At 36.5% G+C, this 18,227-nt stretch carries 20 protein-coding genes; 2 read left to right on the forward strand and 18 right to left on the reverse strand.

The features are described 5' to 3' along the window. Positions 1-36: 36 nt before the first annotated feature. Positions 37-1,143: an HD-GYP domain-containing protein gene (locus PGC35_RS18760; RefSeq protein WP_375220214.1), complete on the reverse strand. Its 1,107-nt coding sequence runs from the start codon at positions 1,141-1,143 to the stop codon at positions 37-39. A 265-nt stretch (positions 1,144-1,408) separates the two neighbouring features. On the opposite strand from PGC35_RS18760, the gene PGC35_RS18765 reads away from it, so the two are divergent. Next, complete coding sequence (locus tag PGC35_RS18765; RefSeq protein WP_375220215.1) at positions 1,409-1,825, forward strand: helix-turn-helix transcriptional regulator; 417 nt, start codon at positions 1,409-1,411, stop codon at positions 1,823-1,825. A 95-nt stretch (positions 1,826-1,920) separates the two neighbouring features. Here the strand turns inward: PGC35_RS18765 and PGC35_RS18770 are convergent, their stop codons facing one another. Beyond that, the gene (locus PGC35_RS18770; RefSeq protein WP_375220216.1) at positions 1,921-2,490 is read right to left on the reverse strand and encodes a TetR/AcrR family transcriptional regulator; all 570 of its coding nucleotides are present in this window, start codon (positions 2,488-2,490) and stop codon (positions 1,921-1,923) included. Between the two features lie 147 nt (positions 2,491-2,637). Here PGC35_RS18770 and PGC35_RS18775 point away from each other — a divergent pair, with 147 nt between their 5' ends. After that, the gene (locus PGC35_RS18775; protein ID WP_375220217.1) at positions 2,638-3,396 is read left to right on the forward strand and encodes an SDR family oxidoreductase; all 759 of its coding nucleotides are present in this window, start codon (positions 2,638-2,640) and stop codon (positions 3,394-3,396) included. Positions 3,397-3,459: 63 nt separating this feature from the next. Here PGC35_RS18775 and PGC35_RS18780 read toward each other — a convergent pair whose 3' ends face one another. From PGC35_RS18780 to PGC35_RS18855, 16 genes are all read right to left on the reverse strand, one after another. Next, a complete protein-coding gene (locus PGC35_RS18780) occupies positions 3,460-3,840 on the reverse strand; it encodes a VOC family protein (protein ID WP_375220218.1) in 381 nt (126 codons plus the stop codon). A gap of 21 nt (positions 3,841-3,861) precedes the next feature. Continuing rightward, the gene (locus tag PGC35_RS18785; RefSeq protein WP_375220219.1) at positions 3,862-4,305 is read right to left on the reverse strand and encodes a hypothetical protein; all 444 of its coding nucleotides are present in this window, start codon (positions 4,303-4,305) and stop codon (positions 3,862-3,864) included. Positions 4,306-4,373: 68 nt separating this feature from the next. Continuing rightward, the gene (locus PGC35_RS18790) at positions 4,374-4,982 is read right to left on the reverse strand and encodes a pyroglutamyl-peptidase I (RefSeq protein WP_375220220.1); all 609 of its coding nucleotides are present in this window, start codon (positions 4,980-4,982) and stop codon (positions 4,374-4,376) included. A gap of 86 nt (positions 4,983-5,068) precedes the next feature. Then, positions 5,069-5,665, reverse strand: a complete 597-nt coding sequence (locus PGC35_RS18795) for a TetR/AcrR family transcriptional regulator (protein WP_375220221.1) — start codon at positions 5,663-5,665, stop codon at positions 5,069-5,071. A gap of 147 nt (positions 5,666-5,812) precedes the next feature. Then, on the reverse strand, positions 5,813-6,559 hold the full coding sequence (locus PGC35_RS18800; RefSeq protein WP_375220222.1) for an SDR family NAD(P)-dependent oxidoreductase: 747 nt from the start codon (positions 6,557-6,559) through the stop codon (positions 5,813-5,815). A gap of 361 nt (positions 6,560-6,920) precedes the next feature. Further along, positions 6,921-7,805 carry an ROK family protein gene (locus PGC35_RS18805; RefSeq protein ID WP_375220223.1) on the reverse strand — a complete coding sequence of 295 codons (885 nt, stop codon included), beginning with the start codon at positions 7,803-7,805 and terminating at the stop codon, positions 6,921-6,923. A gap of 17 nt (positions 7,806-7,822) precedes the next feature. Then, positions 7,823-8,839, reverse strand: coding sequence for an SIS domain-containing protein (locus PGC35_RS18810; RefSeq protein ID WP_375220224.1), 1,017 nt, complete (start codon positions 8,837-8,839; stop codon positions 7,823-7,825). 13 nt (positions 8,840-8,852) lie between these two features. Continuing rightward, entirely contained in the window at positions 8,853-9,791 is a 939-nt protein-coding gene (gene pfkB / locus PGC35_RS18815; protein WP_056830399.1) for a 1-phosphofructokinase, read from the reverse strand. Next, positions 9,788-10,630, reverse strand: a complete 843-nt coding sequence (locus PGC35_RS18820; RefSeq protein ID WP_375220225.1) for a class II fructose-bisphosphate aldolase — start codon at positions 10,628-10,630, stop codon at positions 9,788-9,790. Before PGC35_RS18820 ends, pfkB begins: the two co-directional genes overlap by 4 nt. A 74-nt stretch (positions 10,631-10,704) precedes the next feature. After that, a complete protein-coding gene (locus PGC35_RS18825) occupies positions 10,705-11,436 on the reverse strand; it encodes a GntR family transcriptional regulator (RefSeq protein ID WP_056830394.1) in 732 nt (243 codons plus the stop codon). A gap of 66 nt (positions 11,437-11,502) precedes the next feature. Then, positions 11,503-12,693: an N-acetylglucosamine-6-phosphate deacetylase gene (gene nagA, locus PGC35_RS18830; RefSeq protein WP_375220226.1), complete on the reverse strand. Its 1,191-nt coding sequence runs from the start codon at positions 12,691-12,693 to the stop codon at positions 11,503-11,505. Beyond that, complete coding sequence (locus tag PGC35_RS18835) at positions 12,690-13,373, reverse strand: YesL family protein (RefSeq protein ID WP_082460928.1); 684 nt, start codon at positions 13,371-13,373, stop codon at positions 12,690-12,692. The genes nagA and PGC35_RS18835 overlap by 4 nt, the downstream gene beginning before the upstream one ends. Before the next feature lie 66 nt (positions 13,374-13,439). Then, positions 13,440-15,056, reverse strand: coding sequence for an extracellular solute-binding protein (locus PGC35_RS18840; protein WP_056830390.1), 1,617 nt, complete (start codon positions 15,054-15,056; stop codon positions 13,440-13,442). 34 nt (positions 15,057-15,090) lie between these two features. Beyond that, positions 15,091-15,969 carry a carbohydrate ABC transporter permease gene (locus PGC35_RS18845; RefSeq protein ID WP_375220227.1) on the reverse strand — a complete coding sequence of 293 codons (879 nt, stop codon included), beginning with the start codon at positions 15,967-15,969 and terminating at the stop codon, positions 15,091-15,093. Between the two features lie 12 nt (positions 15,970-15,981). Next, positions 15,982-16,983 carry an ABC transporter permease gene (locus PGC35_RS18850; RefSeq protein ID WP_375220228.1) on the reverse strand — a complete coding sequence of 334 codons (1,002 nt, stop codon included), beginning with the start codon at positions 16,981-16,983 and terminating at the stop codon, positions 15,982-15,984. 28 nt (positions 16,984-17,011) lie between these two features. After that, positions 17,012-18,163, reverse strand: a complete 1,152-nt coding sequence (locus PGC35_RS18855) for a Gfo/Idh/MocA family protein (protein WP_053591719.1) — start codon at positions 18,161-18,163, stop codon at positions 17,012-17,014. Positions 18,164-18,227 lie beyond the last annotated feature (64 nt).

Here is an 18,227-nt window from a genome sequence, read left to right on the forward strand (position 1 = left end):
CCCTCTTTTATAAGTAAACATCGTGAATTATTACTTTTAAATCAATGCGTCCGCCATCACAATTTCAAGCGTAAGGTTTTCCGTTGCTCCTAAATTTATCTCATATGGAGCAACATTTTCATTTTCTTCATTCTTAATAATGCGAACTTCAGGACGCCCCGCCGCTTGGTAGTTATATTGTGTGACGATTCCTGTTCGACCATCATTTAATGTTACGGTTAAGCCTGGTGGATAGATGGCGATACACTCTTTAAATAAATTGACTTGATGTGTGTCGAACTGAGCGTCACTTCCAGCATACAGAATTTCTAGTCCTTGATGAGGCATTACGGCCTGCCTGAATGCTCTTGGATTTGTTACCGCATCAAACACATCCGCAACACTGATGATTTTCGCATATTTGTGAATTTCATCTCCCTTTAATCCTCTTGGGTATCCCATCCCATCGATTCTTTCGTGATGCTGAAAAGCACAATGAGCAACTGGTAAAGGGATTTCATGTATTTTTCGTAGAGTTTCAAAGCCCTTTTCACAATGTTGTTTGACTAGGGCGTATTCCTCTTTCGTTAACTCCCCGGGCTTATTTAAGATATCTAGTGGAATATGCACCTTACCTAAATCGTGTAACATGGCCCCCAATCCAATTTCTTCAATATTCTTAAGAGGCAATCCATTTTCGATAGCAAGCTGACAAGCATATATAGAAACGTTTAACGAATGATTGAACACATAATTTTCATGCAATTTTGTCGAGGCTAGTAAATTTAATGCATTTTGATTGTCTGTTAGTGACGCTAGTATATCCTTAAATACTTTTTGAAAACTTCTTATAGCTCTACCTGTTTTCATCATCCCTTGAAGATTAGAGTTGGAATGACTTAGATCCATTAAAGTTTGGAATCCTTCCGTAATCGTATTTAAAGCCTCCATGCGTAAAGCTTCTGGAATAGATTCAATAATCTCTATTCCTTCAGATACTTCATCTTCTATGTAAACAGTTGTAACATTATATTTATGTAACTTAAGGATGATTCGATCTCTTAGTTCTGCTCCCTTTGCTAACAGAATTTTACCTTTGTCATTATATATTGGTTTGCCCAACCTCATCCCCGGCTGACATTGATCAATTTTAACTAAACGCATTCGACTACTCCCTATTCTTAGTATAATGAGTCTATTTTACTTATATTTAATATTATATTCATACTAAAGGTAATAATTATTTGTAGTTCTATTATATTATAAATTCTAGAAAAGTAGAATAGACATGATTAGAAAGTAGCTGTTAAAAGGCCGAAAAGGAACTCGAACAATTAAAGCATGAGGTTAAAGTGAATTGACAAACTGTGACTCATGCATTTATCATGTATCACGGAATAACGAAATCATTTTTAGGAGATAGATACTGATGAAAAAAATAATGGTTAAGGATTTATTAGAACAAGGACATAGCTCCATGAATGATATAGTAATGGATACGGCTGGTTTACTGGAAGATGCATACTTTGTTATTAAGATAGATGACTTGTTGAAAGAACGAGGGATCACTCAAAAAGACTTAGCTCAGATGACGGGCATGCGCGTTGGTACAATATCAGAGATTATAAATGGTAAAGGTATTAGCTTAAATAAAGTACAGCTTTTTGCTATTATGGCTGCTTTAAGAGTTAAGAGCATAAATGACCTGTATGAGATGAAATTCCCAGAGGGTTTAGAGGAAACTTTTTATACAGAACAGGCCGAATGGAAAACAACTAAAGAAATGCCTATAGCAGTTAAAGAGATGTACAAAAAGAATGTACTGAAAGCTTCAGGATTAAAATAAGACATTATATATAAAAAAGAGGAGTCAGGAATTAACCTGCTCCTCTTTGTTTTTTCTAGAGAAAAGTTTCTACATAAGTTGAATGTTTCTATCTTCTATTCCATATTCATTTTCACATTCAAAATCTTTACGAGCTGCTCGTTCAAATAGCTTGCACTGTGTTCAAAGTCTCCCTTGTACCATTCAATAATGATTCCGATAATGGCATTTGCTTGATAAGCACTGTTTAAATTCATATTGATTCCCTCTTCTAATTTCACCGCTTTATCTGTATGTAATAGTGAATTTATTTTCTCAAATAATAAATAGTAGTAGGTTAATGGTGCGTTTTTAGAAAAAACAATTTTATAAAAGGGCTTGTATTTTTCAATATGATGAAAGATTCGAATAGTAGATGGATCTAGGCTACTTGTTTTTAGAACTAGTACATGGCGATATGGTTCTTCATATGAGCTTGCTAAGTCTTCCATAATTTCTTGGAAGTATTCCTCAAACAAGTCTTCCACCCGGCCGTAATGCAAATAGAATGTCCCCCGATTGATTTTAGCTTTTCTGCATATTTCAGAAATAGAAATAGTCTCTAATGGTTTCTCTTTCAGTAATTCTAACAATGCCTCGTGAAGGGATTCTTTCGTTTTAACAATTCGTATATCGGTAGAAGACAATTTATTTCACCTCTTATTGAACAATTTTCTATGAAGTTGTTCATTACTGAACAGTTAGCTTATTTTTGCATATTGAAAGCGTTTACTTTTATTTATTATAATAGTTATTGAACAAGTGTACAATAAAATTCAAGGAGGTATTCTCTTATGAAACTAGAAGGTAAAGTTGCGATTGTAACAGGTGCTGCATCAGGTATGGGGAAAGCAATTGCTGAAGGCTATGCAGTAGAAGGAGCAAAAGTCGTTGTTTCTGATATGAATTTAGAAGGAGCAACTGCTGTAGCTGAAGGTATTAAAGCAGCTGGTGGTGAAGCGATTGCTATTCAAACTAATGTAACATCAGAAGAAGATGTAAAACGTTTATTCGACGAAACGAAAACTGCTTTTGGAAAGCTAGACATTTTAGTAAACAATGCAGGTATTATGGATGGTATGGAACCTGTTGGGGATATTTCGGACGAACGTTGGGAACGTGTATTTGCAGTCAATACTGTTGCCGTTATGCGCACAATGCGTTTAGCAATCCCTATCTTCCTTGAACAAGGTCACGGGACATTTGTAAATAATATTTCTGCTGGTGGTTTATACGGCGCTCGTGCAGGTGCTGCTTATACTGCATCTAAACACGCTGTTGTGGGCTTAACTAAAAACACTGCATTTATGTATGCAGACAAAAACATTCGTTGTAACGGATTCGCCCCTGGTGCCGTGGCAACAAACATCGGTTCAACAATGACAAATATCAACGAACTAGGAGCATCTCGTCAAGCTCTTGGTATGGCAATCAACCCTCGTATTGGCCAACCTGAAGAAATTGCTAAACTAGCTATCTTCTTAGGTTCTGATGAAGCAAGCTTTGTAAACGGACAAGTTATAGCAATCGATGCTGGATGGTCAGCTTACTAAAATAAATGATGAAGAGCACTTTACGACATGTTAAGTGCTCTTTTTTATAGTATTTAGTATTTCCTACTTTTTCTCCATTATTGCAAAGTAATTGTTCTCATTATCCGCAAAGTTAAATACTTTTCCTTCAGGTATTTCCACAAGTTCCCCAACCGTAATTTGCTTTTCCGAAAAGTCTTTATATAATTGATCTAGATTTTCTGAGAAGAACATTAATGATGGTGTTTCTAAGCTAACTCCTGGTGACATTTTTGCAACTAACTCTTTATTGTGAAGGACAATGCTAGTTTCTGCGTCTTTAGTTGGAGCAATTTCAAACCACTTCATTCCTTGTCCATTGTCTACTTCAGATTTAACAATAAATCCTAGTTTTTCTGTCCAAAATTTAACGGATTCCTCTTGGTTGTTTACATAGAGCATAATTTGGCCTAGTTTAGTAATCATTTTCTCCACTCCTATAATTTTTTATTTACTCATAAATTTACTTTCAATTTCAGCAAAAAATTCTTTAGATAAAAGTACAAAATCTTCTTTTCTTAATTTAATTTCGTCCCCAATTTGATACTTTAAAACGGACTTAGAATGATCGTATATAATCGTTTTATTTGGAATCAAAATACAATTATTTTCCTTTATAGAATCACAGAGCATCCTTACCTCATTTAATGGATTACCGTCTTTCTTCTCAAGGTTTCTACTTCTATTGTTAAAATAGTTATCTACAACTAACACCATATTATTAAAGAAATTCGGTTCAAAAGATTCAATTGCAGATTTCAGCTCAACATTACTATTTCCGGCTTGTTTTTTTGCCGTTGTTATTAAGTTCTCGTAGGTTTTTAACTGTATATCCACTTTTAAACGACATTCATTTATATATTCTTGAGAATAGGCGTACACGGAAAGCATGTGTATTTTCCTTTCGATTTAATAGTTTTTTAACTGAGTAACTCTCCATCATGTAGTGCTCTTTCAGTTTAGTTTTCCCCAAGTACTTCAATACATAGCTCTATACTCTTTTTCAAATCTGCATGAGACCAACTTGGAATCTTTCCATGCTGAATAGCGAGCTCGTGCGATGCAGGAATATGGATGAAGCCTGCTGGCATGTCAGGTTTATTTGTTTTTGCGTAGTGCAAGCCTTCATACATAACATTGTTGCAAAGATAGGTACCTGCTGTGTTGGAGATGGATACTGGTAGTCCTTCTTCCAGTAGTTTGTTTACCATTTGGCGAATAGGCAAAGTGGAAAAGTACCCTGGCTCTCCTTCCATTTGAATAGATTCATCTATTGGTGTATGCCCTTCGTTGTCTGCTGCTCCATCTTTTACGTTTATAGCAATACGCTCTGGGGTGATTTTGTATCTTCCTCCTGCTAGTCCTAATGAGATGACTGCATCTGGATCGATTTCTTCTATATGTGCAAGCAGCTCTTTTCCTGAAGAGGCGAAATCTACAGTCAGTACTCTGCCATATATTTCATATTCACCAATATGCTGCCCATTTAGTTCCTCTACAATACGCATCGTTGGATTCACCGTAAAGGATAAAAAAGGTTCAAAACCTGTTAATAGAAGTTTCTTCATTTCATTGCCCCCTTGTTCTTTATCCATAGTTTGTGTTTCTTCATGCTTGATGTCAATGAAAATCTATAAAACTATCAGAATATTTTCTATTTATTCTTACGGACACCATGTGTATAGGAATTGAGGATAACAATCAGTTGTCTGGATAGTTCCTCAGGTGATTGGATGTAACCAGACTTTATCCACATTAATATAATGCCAAAAATACCATAGGTTCTATAGGTCGCGAAATTTTCCGTATTAGCTTCTGTATTTAAATCACTTAAAAAAGTAATTTCATCTTTAAATAGGTTAAAAATCATGTAGATCACTTTATCTTGGAGATTGGGAATGGTGTCATCCTTTAATAACAAATTAAAGAAGCGAGAATTTCCCTCAATATACTCAAATAGCTTCAAGGAGGAGGGTTTAAGAGATCCAAACTGCAATAAATTTTTCTCTTGATATGGTTCGAGTAGGGCTTCTTCCAGACCTTCAATCATTTCAGTAACTAATACTTCTGTTAATTCTTCTTTACTACTAAAATGAGCATAGAAGGTAGTTCTATTATAATCTGCCTTATTGATGATATCCTTTACGGTTACACTCTTATATCCTTTTTCAGTAACTAAAGATATAAATGCTTCTTTTAAGAGTCTTCTACTTCTTCTCACTCTTTTATCCTTTTCAATATCAGTGATCAATTTAATCCTCCTCCTTTTTGTCTCTTAATAAAAACTATAATTAATTCGATGACATACAGCAAGAAAATGATAGTGAATAAATAAAGCCTATTCAAGGATTTTTTTCACCTTAAATAGACTTTATTTTAATAATTTGTATTAAATTTATTAATGTGCCAGCATACCAGCATCTACTAAATGTTCAGCACCTGTAATATAAGAGGATTCATCAGAAGCTAAGAATAATACTAAATTGGAAACTTCTTTTGCCTCCGCTAGACGTCCTAATGGAATATCTTTTAATGCGTTTCCACCCGACTCATCAGTTGCCTCAACCATCATTGGAGTGTTGATAAATCCAGGGTGAACAGAATTAACACGGATATTATTTGGACCATATTCGATTGCAGTCCCTTTTGTCATACCTCTTACTGCTGCTTTACTTGCAACGTAAGCAATGCTTGGGAAACCATAATTTGCTACAATTCCAGCAATGGATGAAATGTTCACGATTGATCCAATTCCCGCTTCCAGCATAGATGGAATTACTGTTTTCATGCCTAGGAAAATACTATGTTGGTTAATAGAACATACTTTTAAATATTCTTGTTCATCTAATTCCGCAGTTTTGGCAATTGGTCCAAGAACTCCAGCGTTATTTACCAATATAGTTATATTACCAAATGCGGCTTTCGCTTCTTCAATTACTTTTTCCCAAGACTCTGCACTTGTCGCATCATGTTTAACAAATAATGCATTTGAACCTAATTCTTTGGCAAGAGCTGATCCAGCTTCTTCATTTAAATCTGTTAAAATCACTTTTGCTCCTTCTTCAATAAAGACACGAGAGTGTGATTCTCCCATACCTCTTGCTGCACCAGTAATAATTGCTACTTTACCATCTAATCTTCCCATCCTAATTCATCCTCCACTCTATATTCTTATTAGTAAAGGAAAAATAAGCGCTTACATTTCTCTTTAATTCCATTATATCAACCACAAAAAGCTAAACAATCAATAGTATTAAGTAATATGTATCAATAACCAACACATTTAATCATTATGTAGGTTTTTTATAAAATTAATTGAACGGTCAGAAATTATTTTATCCGATCACATTTTTGTGTATCTGGTCAGTAAATTTTCTATCCGGTCACAATTCTTTTTATCCGGACACAAATTTTTCTATACGGTCAACAAGTAATAAAATGCGGACTCTACAAAAGTACCCTCGTCTAATACTATTTAGACGAGGGTACGTTCTTATTCATATTCTCTATTTTATTACGGTTGAAGCTGCACCACGTAATCCCGCTTCTCCCTTATATGCACTTGCTTGAATACGTTCTTCTTTACCTTTTAATAAAGGATGACGAAGATACTGTCTAACCTCTTTTCGAACCAATTCGATAAGTTCTGGGTGATGATTGAAAATCCCACCACCAAGAACGATACAATGAGGATCTGAAAATACGATAATATGATATACTTCCTTTGCTAATGCAGTAACTGCTTCATTTACGATTGATAGAATATGGCTATCGCCTTGATAATAATACTCCATCATTTCTTTCAATGTTAATTCGGTATTACCGAATTTTTTTCGTCCTTTTAATTCCAGTGCAGGACCAGAAACTAGTGATTCAAGCGTTGTTTCTGAAGTATCCGTCAAGCTAAATCCAATTTCTCCTGCCATTCCAGCTCCTCGTAAAAACGCCCCTTGATGAATCGAACAGCATGAAATACCTGTACTCAGTGTTACATATACCAAGGTTTCCGAAGAAAATCCACGATTTGTATATTCCCCCCATGTTGCCATATATACATCATTGTCTATGACAATCTTGGATTTAGGAAACTCATTAGCGAGTCTTTCTGCCAATGGGAAGTCTCTCCAAGGTAAATTATTCTGAAAGACTGCTATTCCTTTTTCTGTATCAACAATTCCTGGTATTCCGACTGCTATTCCTTTAATATCATCTAAATTCACCCGTTCATTCACACAAATAGACTTGAATGAATCAACTAATGACTGAAACAGAATTTCACCATCATTTTTTTCACTTCGTATTTCGTTAACTTTTGCAACTGTTCCATCCTTTATAAATAGAGCCGTCGCAAGTTTTGTGCCTCCGATATCTGCAGCGAGAATGTACTCCATTTATACTCACCTTCCGATTATGACAATTTAACAACTTGTGTAAGATTTCGTGGCTTATCTGGATTAAATCCTAAATGCACCGCGCGTTGATGTGCAAGTAATTGAAGATATGGAACATAAATAGCATGTCGGTTCCTATCACTTATTTTATCCGTCAATTCAATAATGTGATCTGCTACAAACTCTTGAGGTATCGGTCCAATAGCAAGTACGTATCCACCAAGCTTTTGAATGTCCTTAACAAGTTGTTGGTCATAGTCTTCGGTCTCAAGTTGAGTCAATAAAACAACTACTGTAGAATCATCTACGATAGATATTGGACCGTGTCTAAATTCCAAACTTGAATAACTTTCGCATTCTGTTTGTGTCATTTCTTTTAATTTCAGCGTTGCTTCTTTCGCTAAACCGTTATAAGAACCTGATCCAAGGAAAATAAAGCGTTTTTTCGATAAATCCTCTGCTACACCTTTTGTTAAAACTTCGAATGTTAAAGCTGTCTCTACCAACTTCGGAATTTGTTTTAGTTCATTCAAATTTTGAGTAGAACTTGTTTGCTTTGCCGCGAAAACTTGGAGAGCAAACAGCATATTGGAAAATGACTGTGTCATAACAACACTTTTCTCTTTAATATGGTCAAGTGAAAGAACTTGATCAGCTGCAGTGGCCATAGGTGTATCTCCATTACATGTAACTGCCAGTGTACGGATATCTGCTTGGTCTTTCAAATGATTGAGTGCGATAAGAATTTCGGATGTAGTTCCTGATCTAGATATCCCAACAACAAGATATTTTTTTCCTGGCACAATCGTCGTCGATGTATGAAGGAATAATTCAGAAGCAGGAACTGCAGAAGCAAATTGTCCTGTTACTGTTTGATAATATTTAGCAGCTGAAGCCGCTAAGTAATATGATGTTCCACATCCTGTGAATAGGACATAGTCTACATTCTCATGTTCGATTTTTAAATTCTCCACTAGTTCAAGTGTCTTTTGAAGTTGGTCCGCCTGTCCGATGATTTCATTATAAGTATGCATAGTTTTCATACCCCTATCTATCTTTAATTTTATTAATCGTAATTTGTTTCATTAATGCTTCCACTTGCTCCAAATCTATAAAACCAATTGACTGATACATCGCATTAACTGATCCGCACGCTATTGCTCGTTTATAGGCAATACTAATCTCTTCATTATGAGCTAATCCATATAGCAGACCACCAACGAATGCATCTCCACTGCCTACAGTATTGACGACATCAATCGAAGGTGCATCTATTTTAAAATATCCAGTTTGGTTGACGAAAATTGCTCCTTCTCCACCTAATGTGAAGCAAACATGTTCGATTCCTTCATTAACAAAACGATTTCCTGCTTCAAGCAAATCATCTTCAGTTAAAGTATTTTTGCTTAGAATTGCTGCAATTTCATGTTCATTCGGTTTTATTGCAAAAGGCTTTGCTTTAATTCCGAATCGTAAAGCGTCACCGCTAGAATCGAGTATCACTTTCCCACCGTTAGCATTTATAATTTCAATAAGTTCTGCATATGCAGTTGATGGTAATCCTTTCGGTAAGCTACCAGACAGCGCAAACCACTTTACTTGTTTAGATTTCTGTCGTACCCAATCAAGCATTGATTGCCATTCCACTTTGGATATCTCTGGTCCACTTTCAAGAAGTTCTGTCACTTCACGAATCGTTGAATCTAGCACTGTTAAACAGATTCGGCTTTCACCACTAACTGGAATAAGTTCACTTGAAATAGACCGCTTTTCCAATAGCTGTCGAATTCTCTCTCCATTAATGCCCCCTGCAAATCCACCAGCATCTACCTTTGCACCTGAATATTGGAGAACCTTTGCGACATTAATCCCTTTACCACCAGCCTCCTGAGTAATAGCAGAAACGCGATTCGTACCTCCAACTGCCAATTTTTCAACTTCATACACTTGATCGATTGCAGCATTTAATGTAATAGTTGTAATCATTTTTGTAATATCTTAATCTTTCTTTTAACTAACTCTATTAATGCCTCTCTTGCAGGAATGAAATATTTACGAGGGTCATTTTCATGTGGATTTTCTTTGAAAAAGGCTCGAACTTCCTCTGCGAATAAATCTTTTAATTCCGTAGAGAAATTCACTTTTGCTATACCATAATCCAATGATTTTCGTACACTTTCTTCTGGAACTCCTGATGCTCCGTGCATAACGAGTGGAATATTAGTCAATTCTTGAATTCTTTCTAGTAAGTCAAATTGTAGTTTAGGTTCTTTTTTGTAATTACCATGCGCAGTTCCAAATGCAGGTGCAAACGAATCAATCCCTGTTTCACGCACAAATCGTTCTGCCATTAGTGGATCAGTTAAAAGAGCTAGACTCTCGTCAAGTACAAAGTCATCTTCCACTCCACCTATCGTTCCTAGTTCTGCTTCTACAGGGACTCCAATAGGACTTGCTGCATCTGTTACTTTGCGTACAAGTGCGATATTGTCTTCTAATGAAAGCTTAGAGCCGTCAATCATGATGGATGTATACCCCGCTCGTAAACATTCCATAACTACGTTAAATGATTCTCCATGATCAAGATGCAAAGCTACAGGTACTTTTGCTTGTTCAGCAGCAACCTTAGCCATCGCAATCATATAAGGCATCTCCACGTATTTGTATGTACTGGATGTGGTTTGCAGGATAACCGGTGAACCTATTGCTTCAGCACCCGCGATTACTGCTTTAATAATTTCTAAATTGTGCGCACCGAATGCTCCAATAGCATAGTGATTGTTATAAGCGTCTTCTAACATTTCTTTCGTTGTAACTAGTGGCATAAAACCACTCCTCTCGTTAGTGGGTTGTTGGTACAACTTAATCTATTTTAAAACTCATAGAAATTTCTATGAGTTTAATATAGATCTGTGTAAAATCTGCAGCGATCTCCTCTTACAATTGATATACAAAACTCGACTGGTTGGTCGTTCGTGTCATATGCTGTTCGCTCCAATAACAACGCAGGCTTTCCTACTTTCGTCTTAAGAAGAACACTTTCCTCTTCTCTAATTAAAACAGGCTCGAATGCTTCTTTCGCACGAACAACAGTCACGTTATAACGTTCAGCCAATAAATCATAGAGTGATGAAGTTCCTACTTCATACAAAACCGACATATCTTGAACAACTGACTTTGGCATAAACGATGATTCAAGAATGATAGGCTCCCCGTCTGCCAAACGTAATCGCTTCATTTCAACTACACTTTCACCTACTGGAAGCTGCAATCCTTCTCTTACAGTAGCAGAAGGTTCAACTTCCTTTACTTCAAGCACTTGGTCCGTAGGATGAAGACCTTTTTCTTGTAACACTCTACTAAAACTATAAAATCCTCCTAGAGACTGTTCAAATTTAGGTTTGGAGACGAAGGTCCCTTTCCCTTGAACTCGATAAAGTGTTCCTTCCTGAACTAATTCTTCAATCGCTTTCTTCGCCGTATTTCTACTTACTTGAAACAAGTCCATCAAACGATTTTCCGAATCAATTTTATCACCAGGCTTCCATTCACCTGCTCGAATGCGGGCGTCTAAGCGTTGCTTCAATTGATGATATAGCGGTATAATACTTCCTTGATCTAACGGTTTCATATTATATTCATCCTTCTTCGTACGTCTTCACAATTTCAATATATCATCAATTCAGAAATTTTTACATCATTTGAATGCATCTTTACATTGGAAAGCAATAGCGCCTCTACAAATCGTAAACACGATTTCTCCATTCATACCGAGAATTACGATGTCAGCATCTTTTCCAGCCTGAATGGATCCTTTTCTATTAAATAGGCCTAAACGTTTAGCTTGGTTCACTGATGTTATCTGTAATTGTTCCTGTATCGACAGTCCTAGCCATTTAGCCAGATTCATCCTTGCATTATTCATTGTTACAATACTACCTGCAAGCGAACCGGTAGACGTTAACGTACATTTTTCATCACTAACTGTCACTTTCTGTCCACCTAAATCATAAATACCATCTGCCATCCCTTTTGCCCGTATTCCGTCAGTAATGACCAAAATCCGTTCTAGCCCCTTCATTCTAACTACAAGTTTCAATAAATCAGGGTGAAAATGAATACCATCTGGAATTACTTCAACATAAACCTCATCATGTAGAAGAGCTCCACCTACGACTCCTGGATCACGATGATGCAACCCTTTCATCCCATTAAATAAGTGTGTCGAGTGCGTTATTCCATGAGTAATAGCTTGTACAGCTTCATCGTAAGATGCATTCGTATGTCCCATCGATGGAATAATTTCCATTTTTTTCAGTTCCTTTAGTAGCTCAAAATCTACATCTAATTCAGGAGCAAATGTAATAATTTTAATTGCGTCTCTTGATAGCTTCTGCCATTCTTTGAACAGAGTAACATTTGGAGGGAGGATATCATGTTCCGGTTGGGCTCCTTTTTGATCTTTGTTTATAAAGGGCCCTTCCAAATGAATGCCTATCATTTCTGCTACACCAGTTTCACTATTATTTTCTTTGTAGCTGGCGAGATTCTTAAGCACATCACTAATTTGTGAGATTGGATTTGTCATCGTTGTTGCAAGATAAGAGGTCGTCCCTTCTTTAGCAAGTGCTTTTGCAATACCTTCAAAAGCTTCTTGCTTGGAGTCCATAAAGTCAAATCCGCCAGCTCCATGCACATGTATATCAATCATTCCAGGTATAACGTATTGATTGTCAATACAATCAATAACTATTTCCCCAATAATAGGTGGGCAATCTACCATTTTCCCAACAGACTTTATTTTTTCTCCTTCAATATGCACAAATCCATTTTGTAAAACCGATTGTTCAAGAACAATTGTTGCGTTAATTAAATACATACTCTTCATGGTAAGGTACTCTCCATAATTAGCTTTTTTGTTTTCTTAGTTTCCTCTATCTGTAATGTTCCATCCGATTCACCTTTAAGTCGGAAGATTTGGGATGACATCCAAGTAAGAAACAGAACAGTTAAACTCACTCCGAAAAATGGAAGAAGGCCCGGTATGAATAAAAAAATCCGATATAGAATATAGAGTCCTATAATAGATCCGATTATTTGGAGTGGAAATGAAATACTAAGTAAGAGAGATGTTGAAAAATAACGAGCAAATGGAAGTTCATAATGTGCAAATACTTGAAATATGTTCATCACCATCACTATGTACAAAATCGTAATCATGACGATCAACGTCAACATGAAGAAACCATAGTTCTCGTTCATCGTTAAAGTAATTTTTAAATTAATTGTGAGAAAATAGCCAATGCCTATCAAAATGACTCCAATCTTATTTGAAGCGATGAACTCTATTTTATACGTTGCCCAATAATGTCTCATTAGTGATCGTAAGTGATCCTGGCCTTGCAATCTTTTTCTCATTACTACGAATAGCCCTACAGTAGCTGGTGATATTCCAAAGAACACAAGACCAAGCAGTGTTAACCCAATCCACATCAGCTGTAATACTGCTAGCATAGTCACAAACTCTACGAACTCATAGAGCTTTCCTTTCCATCCATTTAAGTCCAATCAAACTACCTCCCTTAAAGGGTAAAACTCATACAAAGGAAAACCATTGTATGAGTATAATTTATTTTACTTTTCTTTTGTTGATCGATCGTAAGCTCCTTGTGCCAGCTCAAGATACTCTTGTATTCCCATTTTATCAAGTGTTTTCTTGTAGTCATCCCATTTACTAAAGTCTTGTTTTCCAGTAATAAAAGCAGCTGTCATTTCATCAATATATGTTTGTACATCTGTCATAATTGCACTAACTTTTTCCGTTTCATCCATTGTATAGTTCAACCCTGGAAGAATATCTTCATCTTTTATACGATAAGGACGAGCCTTCTCAGCGTTTAGGATTGAATTTTCTTTACCTTCTGCACCTTGGAAAAACTTTTGTCTAACCACTCCAGGATAATATCCTCCTGGCCAAGTCAAATATTCACTTATTGCTTGGTCCATATTTAAACCATTCGGATTGTTTGTAATCGTATCTAAATACTTGAAATTTCCAGCATCATCCTCTTCATATGTTACACCTTCAAACCCCATGAAGAACATCTTAGAACCTTCTTCTCCATAAAAATAATCCATCCAACGAACCATTGCTTCTGGGTTTTTTGCCTTATCGGTCAATACGAACATCCCCAGATTTCCAAGACCATTCGAAACTGTATTATAAGCACGTTCTCCAGTAGGCCCTTCTAAGACCGGTACACCAATGTAACCGTCAAGTTTGTATAATTCTGCCGGGTCTACTTCGCTCAGCATACCAAAATTCCCTTTAGATGCTTCTGCAGCAAACACATGCGGTTCAGTTGTGAAAACATCTTGGTTGATTAAACCTTCTGTATATAGTTTGTTCAAGAATGTAAGCAATTCCTTGTATTCATCCGTAGTTGGAATAAAACGAAATTCTTCCGTACCTTCTTTAAAGTCGAGGTTTAAATTCATAGATCCTTGTTTGTTTAAACCATATGTTCCGCGCAAATAAGCAATGAATTCACTAATGCCATAGCCACTGCCCCATCCAAGCTCATCGGCTTGTCCATTACCATTCGGATCTTGTTCTTTAAACGCTTTTAATACTTCGTACAATTCATCTGTAGTTTCAGGTTCCTCCAGTCCCAATTTATCGAGCCAATCTTTCCTTATCCACGGTGTATTTGCGCGAAGTGATTCAAATTTCGGATCGTAAAATGTAGGGAAACCATAAATATTTCCATCCGCCATCGTTACTCCTTGTTTCACTGATGGATACTCCTCTAAAATCTTTTTAAAATTTGGTGCATATTCATCGATATAGTCATTTATCGGTAAGAATACACCTTGTTGTCCATATTTTACTAAATCTGTTTTAGAAAATGCTGAAGCAAAAAATAATTCGGGATAATCTCCAGATGCAAGCATTAAATTTCGTTTCTCTGCTAATCCCTCAATTTGCGTTGTTTCCCAGTTCACTTCGATATTCGTCATTTTCTCATATTCATCCCAAAGCATAAGTTTGTTCCAATCTTGCGATGCAAAGAATTTTGCTGCAAAACCATCCACTTGAATCTTTTCTTCAACAATTGGCATTCCCGTTGCTTTTACATTACCGGCATTTTCACTTTTTTCAGTAGCTCCTTCCTCATTAGAACAAGCTCCTAAAATACTAGCCGTTAGTAATAGACTTGCAGTAAAACAAGTAATATAGTTTTTCTTCAAAACATTCTCCCCCTTATTTATCCTGTTTACCTTGTTACCCTTTGAGTGATCCAATCATGACACCTTTCACAAAATACCTTTGTAAAAATGGATAGAGCATAAGCATAGGCAAATTTGCAACAATAAGTACAGCATATTTCAACCCTTCAACACTTAGTTGCTGAGCTAAAAAGCTTTCTGATGTCGCTTTAATCATGTCATCAGTTTGACCTTGAATAAGAATTTGACGAAGAATCAGTTGAAGTGGAAACTTCTCTTGATCCTGTAAATAAATCAATGCTTGGAAGTATGAATTCCAATGACCGACCGAGTAGAAAAGAACCATTACTGCTATAACTGGAAGTGACAACGGCAAAACGACACTCCATAAAATCCTAAAATTTCCTGCTCCGTCTATCATCGCCGATTCCTCTAACTCATGAGGAATCGATTGGAAAAACGTTCGCATAATAATAATGTTCCAAACTGCAACTGCGTTTGGGATGATCATAACCCAAAACGTATTTAACATCCCAAGATTGCGAATAAGTAAGTACGTCGGGATAAGCCCACCACTAAAAAATATTGTAAAAACGATAAACGCCATGAGGAATCCGCGACCTTTTAAATCCCTTCGAGACAATGGATATGCCGCTAAAATAGTCATAACGACATTCAGAATCGTACCAAAAACTGTATACTTCAATGTGTTAATAAATCCATTTATAATATCCTCGTTTTGAAATACCTTTTCATATGCATCTAATGTAAACTCTTTTGGCCATAACCACATATCGCCTGATATGACATTCTGAGGGTTACTAAGAGAAGCACTAAAAACAAAAATTAATGGATAGATTACGAGAAAAGCGACAATTGCAAGAAATACATAGTTGAATACATTAAACGCGCGATCAGTTTTAGTTTCTCTCAATCTAGTCACCCCTTACCATAGACTTGTCTCATTCACTTTTTTTGCAATCTGATTTACCATAATGAGCATGATGAAGTTAATGAGCGAGTTGAACAGTCCTACCGCAGCTGAGAAACTATATTGAGCTTCCAAAATTCCACTTCGGTAAACAAATGTCGAAATTACATCAGACGTCGACATATTTAAATCATTTTGCATTAGATATACTTTTTCAAACCCTACAGCCATAACAGATCCAGCATTCAAAATGAAAAGAATAACAATAGTAGGCATGATTGCCGGGATGTTGATATGGATAATTCGTTGAAATTTTGACGCTCCATCTATCATTGCAGCTTCATGTTGTGCCGGGTCCACTGCAGCAAGCGCAGCAATATAAATAATGGAGCTCCACCCCATCGTTTGCCATACATCCGAGAACACGTACAAGCTTTTAAACCAAGCCGGCTCCGTGATAAAATCAATCGGTGAACCTCCGAAAAGTTGGATAATCTGATTGACTAACCCATCTGTTTTCAAAAACAACAGGAGCATTCCTACAACAACTACAGTCGATAAGAAATGCGGTGCATATATAACTGTCTGTACGAATTTTTTATAACGTAAACTTTTTATTTCATTTAACATGAGCGCTAGTATAATAGGGATTGGAAAAGAAACAGCTAGCGTAAAAATACCAATTCCTAATGTATTTTTTATTAGTCTCCAAAAATAGTAACTATCAAAGAACCGCTCAAAGTGTTTAAATCCTACCCATGGGCTCCCCATAATCCCTTTTGATGCAATGAAATCTTTAAATGCAATTTGCAAACCATAGAGAGGAAAGTAATGAAAAATCAGAAAGTATAAAATTACGGGTGTAAGCAATAAATACAGTTCCCAATTTTTTCTAAAAGACTTTTTCCATTCAACCCATGCACTTTTCTTCAACTTTTGTCGATTTTTCAATGACTTCTTTTTCCCTCTATTGTCTGTATCTTCTACATAGCCTACGCCTTCACTCAAATTTGTCATGATCACACCCCTTTTCCTGCTATCCTATTTAATTGTGAACTATGCTAGATTCTTGTGAAATATTGACTACTTTACCGCCAGCACGTATAGATTCTGTTGCTGCACATCCGACTGCTACACTCATTCTCCCTGCAAATGGCGTTGTTAGAGGTTGTTTATCATACAGCACTAACTCTACAAAATCTTGCGTAATTTTAGGATCTGCTCCACCATGACTACCATCTTCAGGCTTCATCTCATAGGTAACATCACTAAAATCTTTCCATGAGTTTGTTTTTCGAGTTTTCAAGTATATTTTTCCGTTTACATCATCATTCTCTATACGACCTTTTGTCCCGATGAACGTATAGTTCCGTGAATAATCTGGTGTAAAATGACATTGAAGATAAGATGCCTTAATACCGCCTTCAAGTTCCATAATGAGCATATTATTATCTTCCACATCGATTTCTTCGCGGAATGCACATTCCGTAAATGTATGGGCAACATACTCTGGACACGTATTCTTTAATTCACACTCGGGACAAGTTAAGTCGTTTGGATTGTTCCCACCATAATAGTCAAGCCCACCAAATGCTGAAACTTTCGTCGCATACTTACCTGAAATCCAATGGATAACGTCAAGATCATGTGAACCTTTCTGTAACAGAAGTGAAGTTGTATTTTCTGATTTTCCATGCCAATCGTGGTAATAGAAGTAACCACCAAATCCGACAAAATGACGAACCCAAATACTCTTCAATTCCCCAATAGCACCTGAGTCAATTAATTCTTTCATCGTCTGGTACATGCTCATATAACGCATATTGAAACCAACCATTAAATGTTTTCCTGATTTCTGCCAAACGTCAATAATCCGGTCGCATCCTTCTACCGTAATAGCAAGTGGTTTTTCAGAATAGACATGTTTACCTGCCTCAAGTGCTGCTATAACATGTTCCTCATGCAAGTAATCCGGTGATAACACCGCAACTGCATCCACATCTTCACGTTTCAATAGTTCTCTGTAATCCTGTGTCATGAATATTGGAGAATCGAATTTCTCTTGAAACTTCGACAATCGCTCTTGAGAAATATCTGCGACCGCAACTACTTCTGATTCACCTTCGGGCTTATGCCAGTAGTGTGCTAGTCCTCCTCGAAGACCAACTCCGATAATGCCCATTCTTACTTTCTTCATTTCTCCACCCCATCAATATTTATTGTCATTTCTATCTCGGAAAATTTCCCGTATTTACGGATAA

This window comes from Psychrobacillus sp. PGGUH221 (assembly GCF_042055255.1).
GTDB lineage: Bacteria > Bacillota > Bacilli > Bacillales_A > Planococcaceae > Psychrobacillus.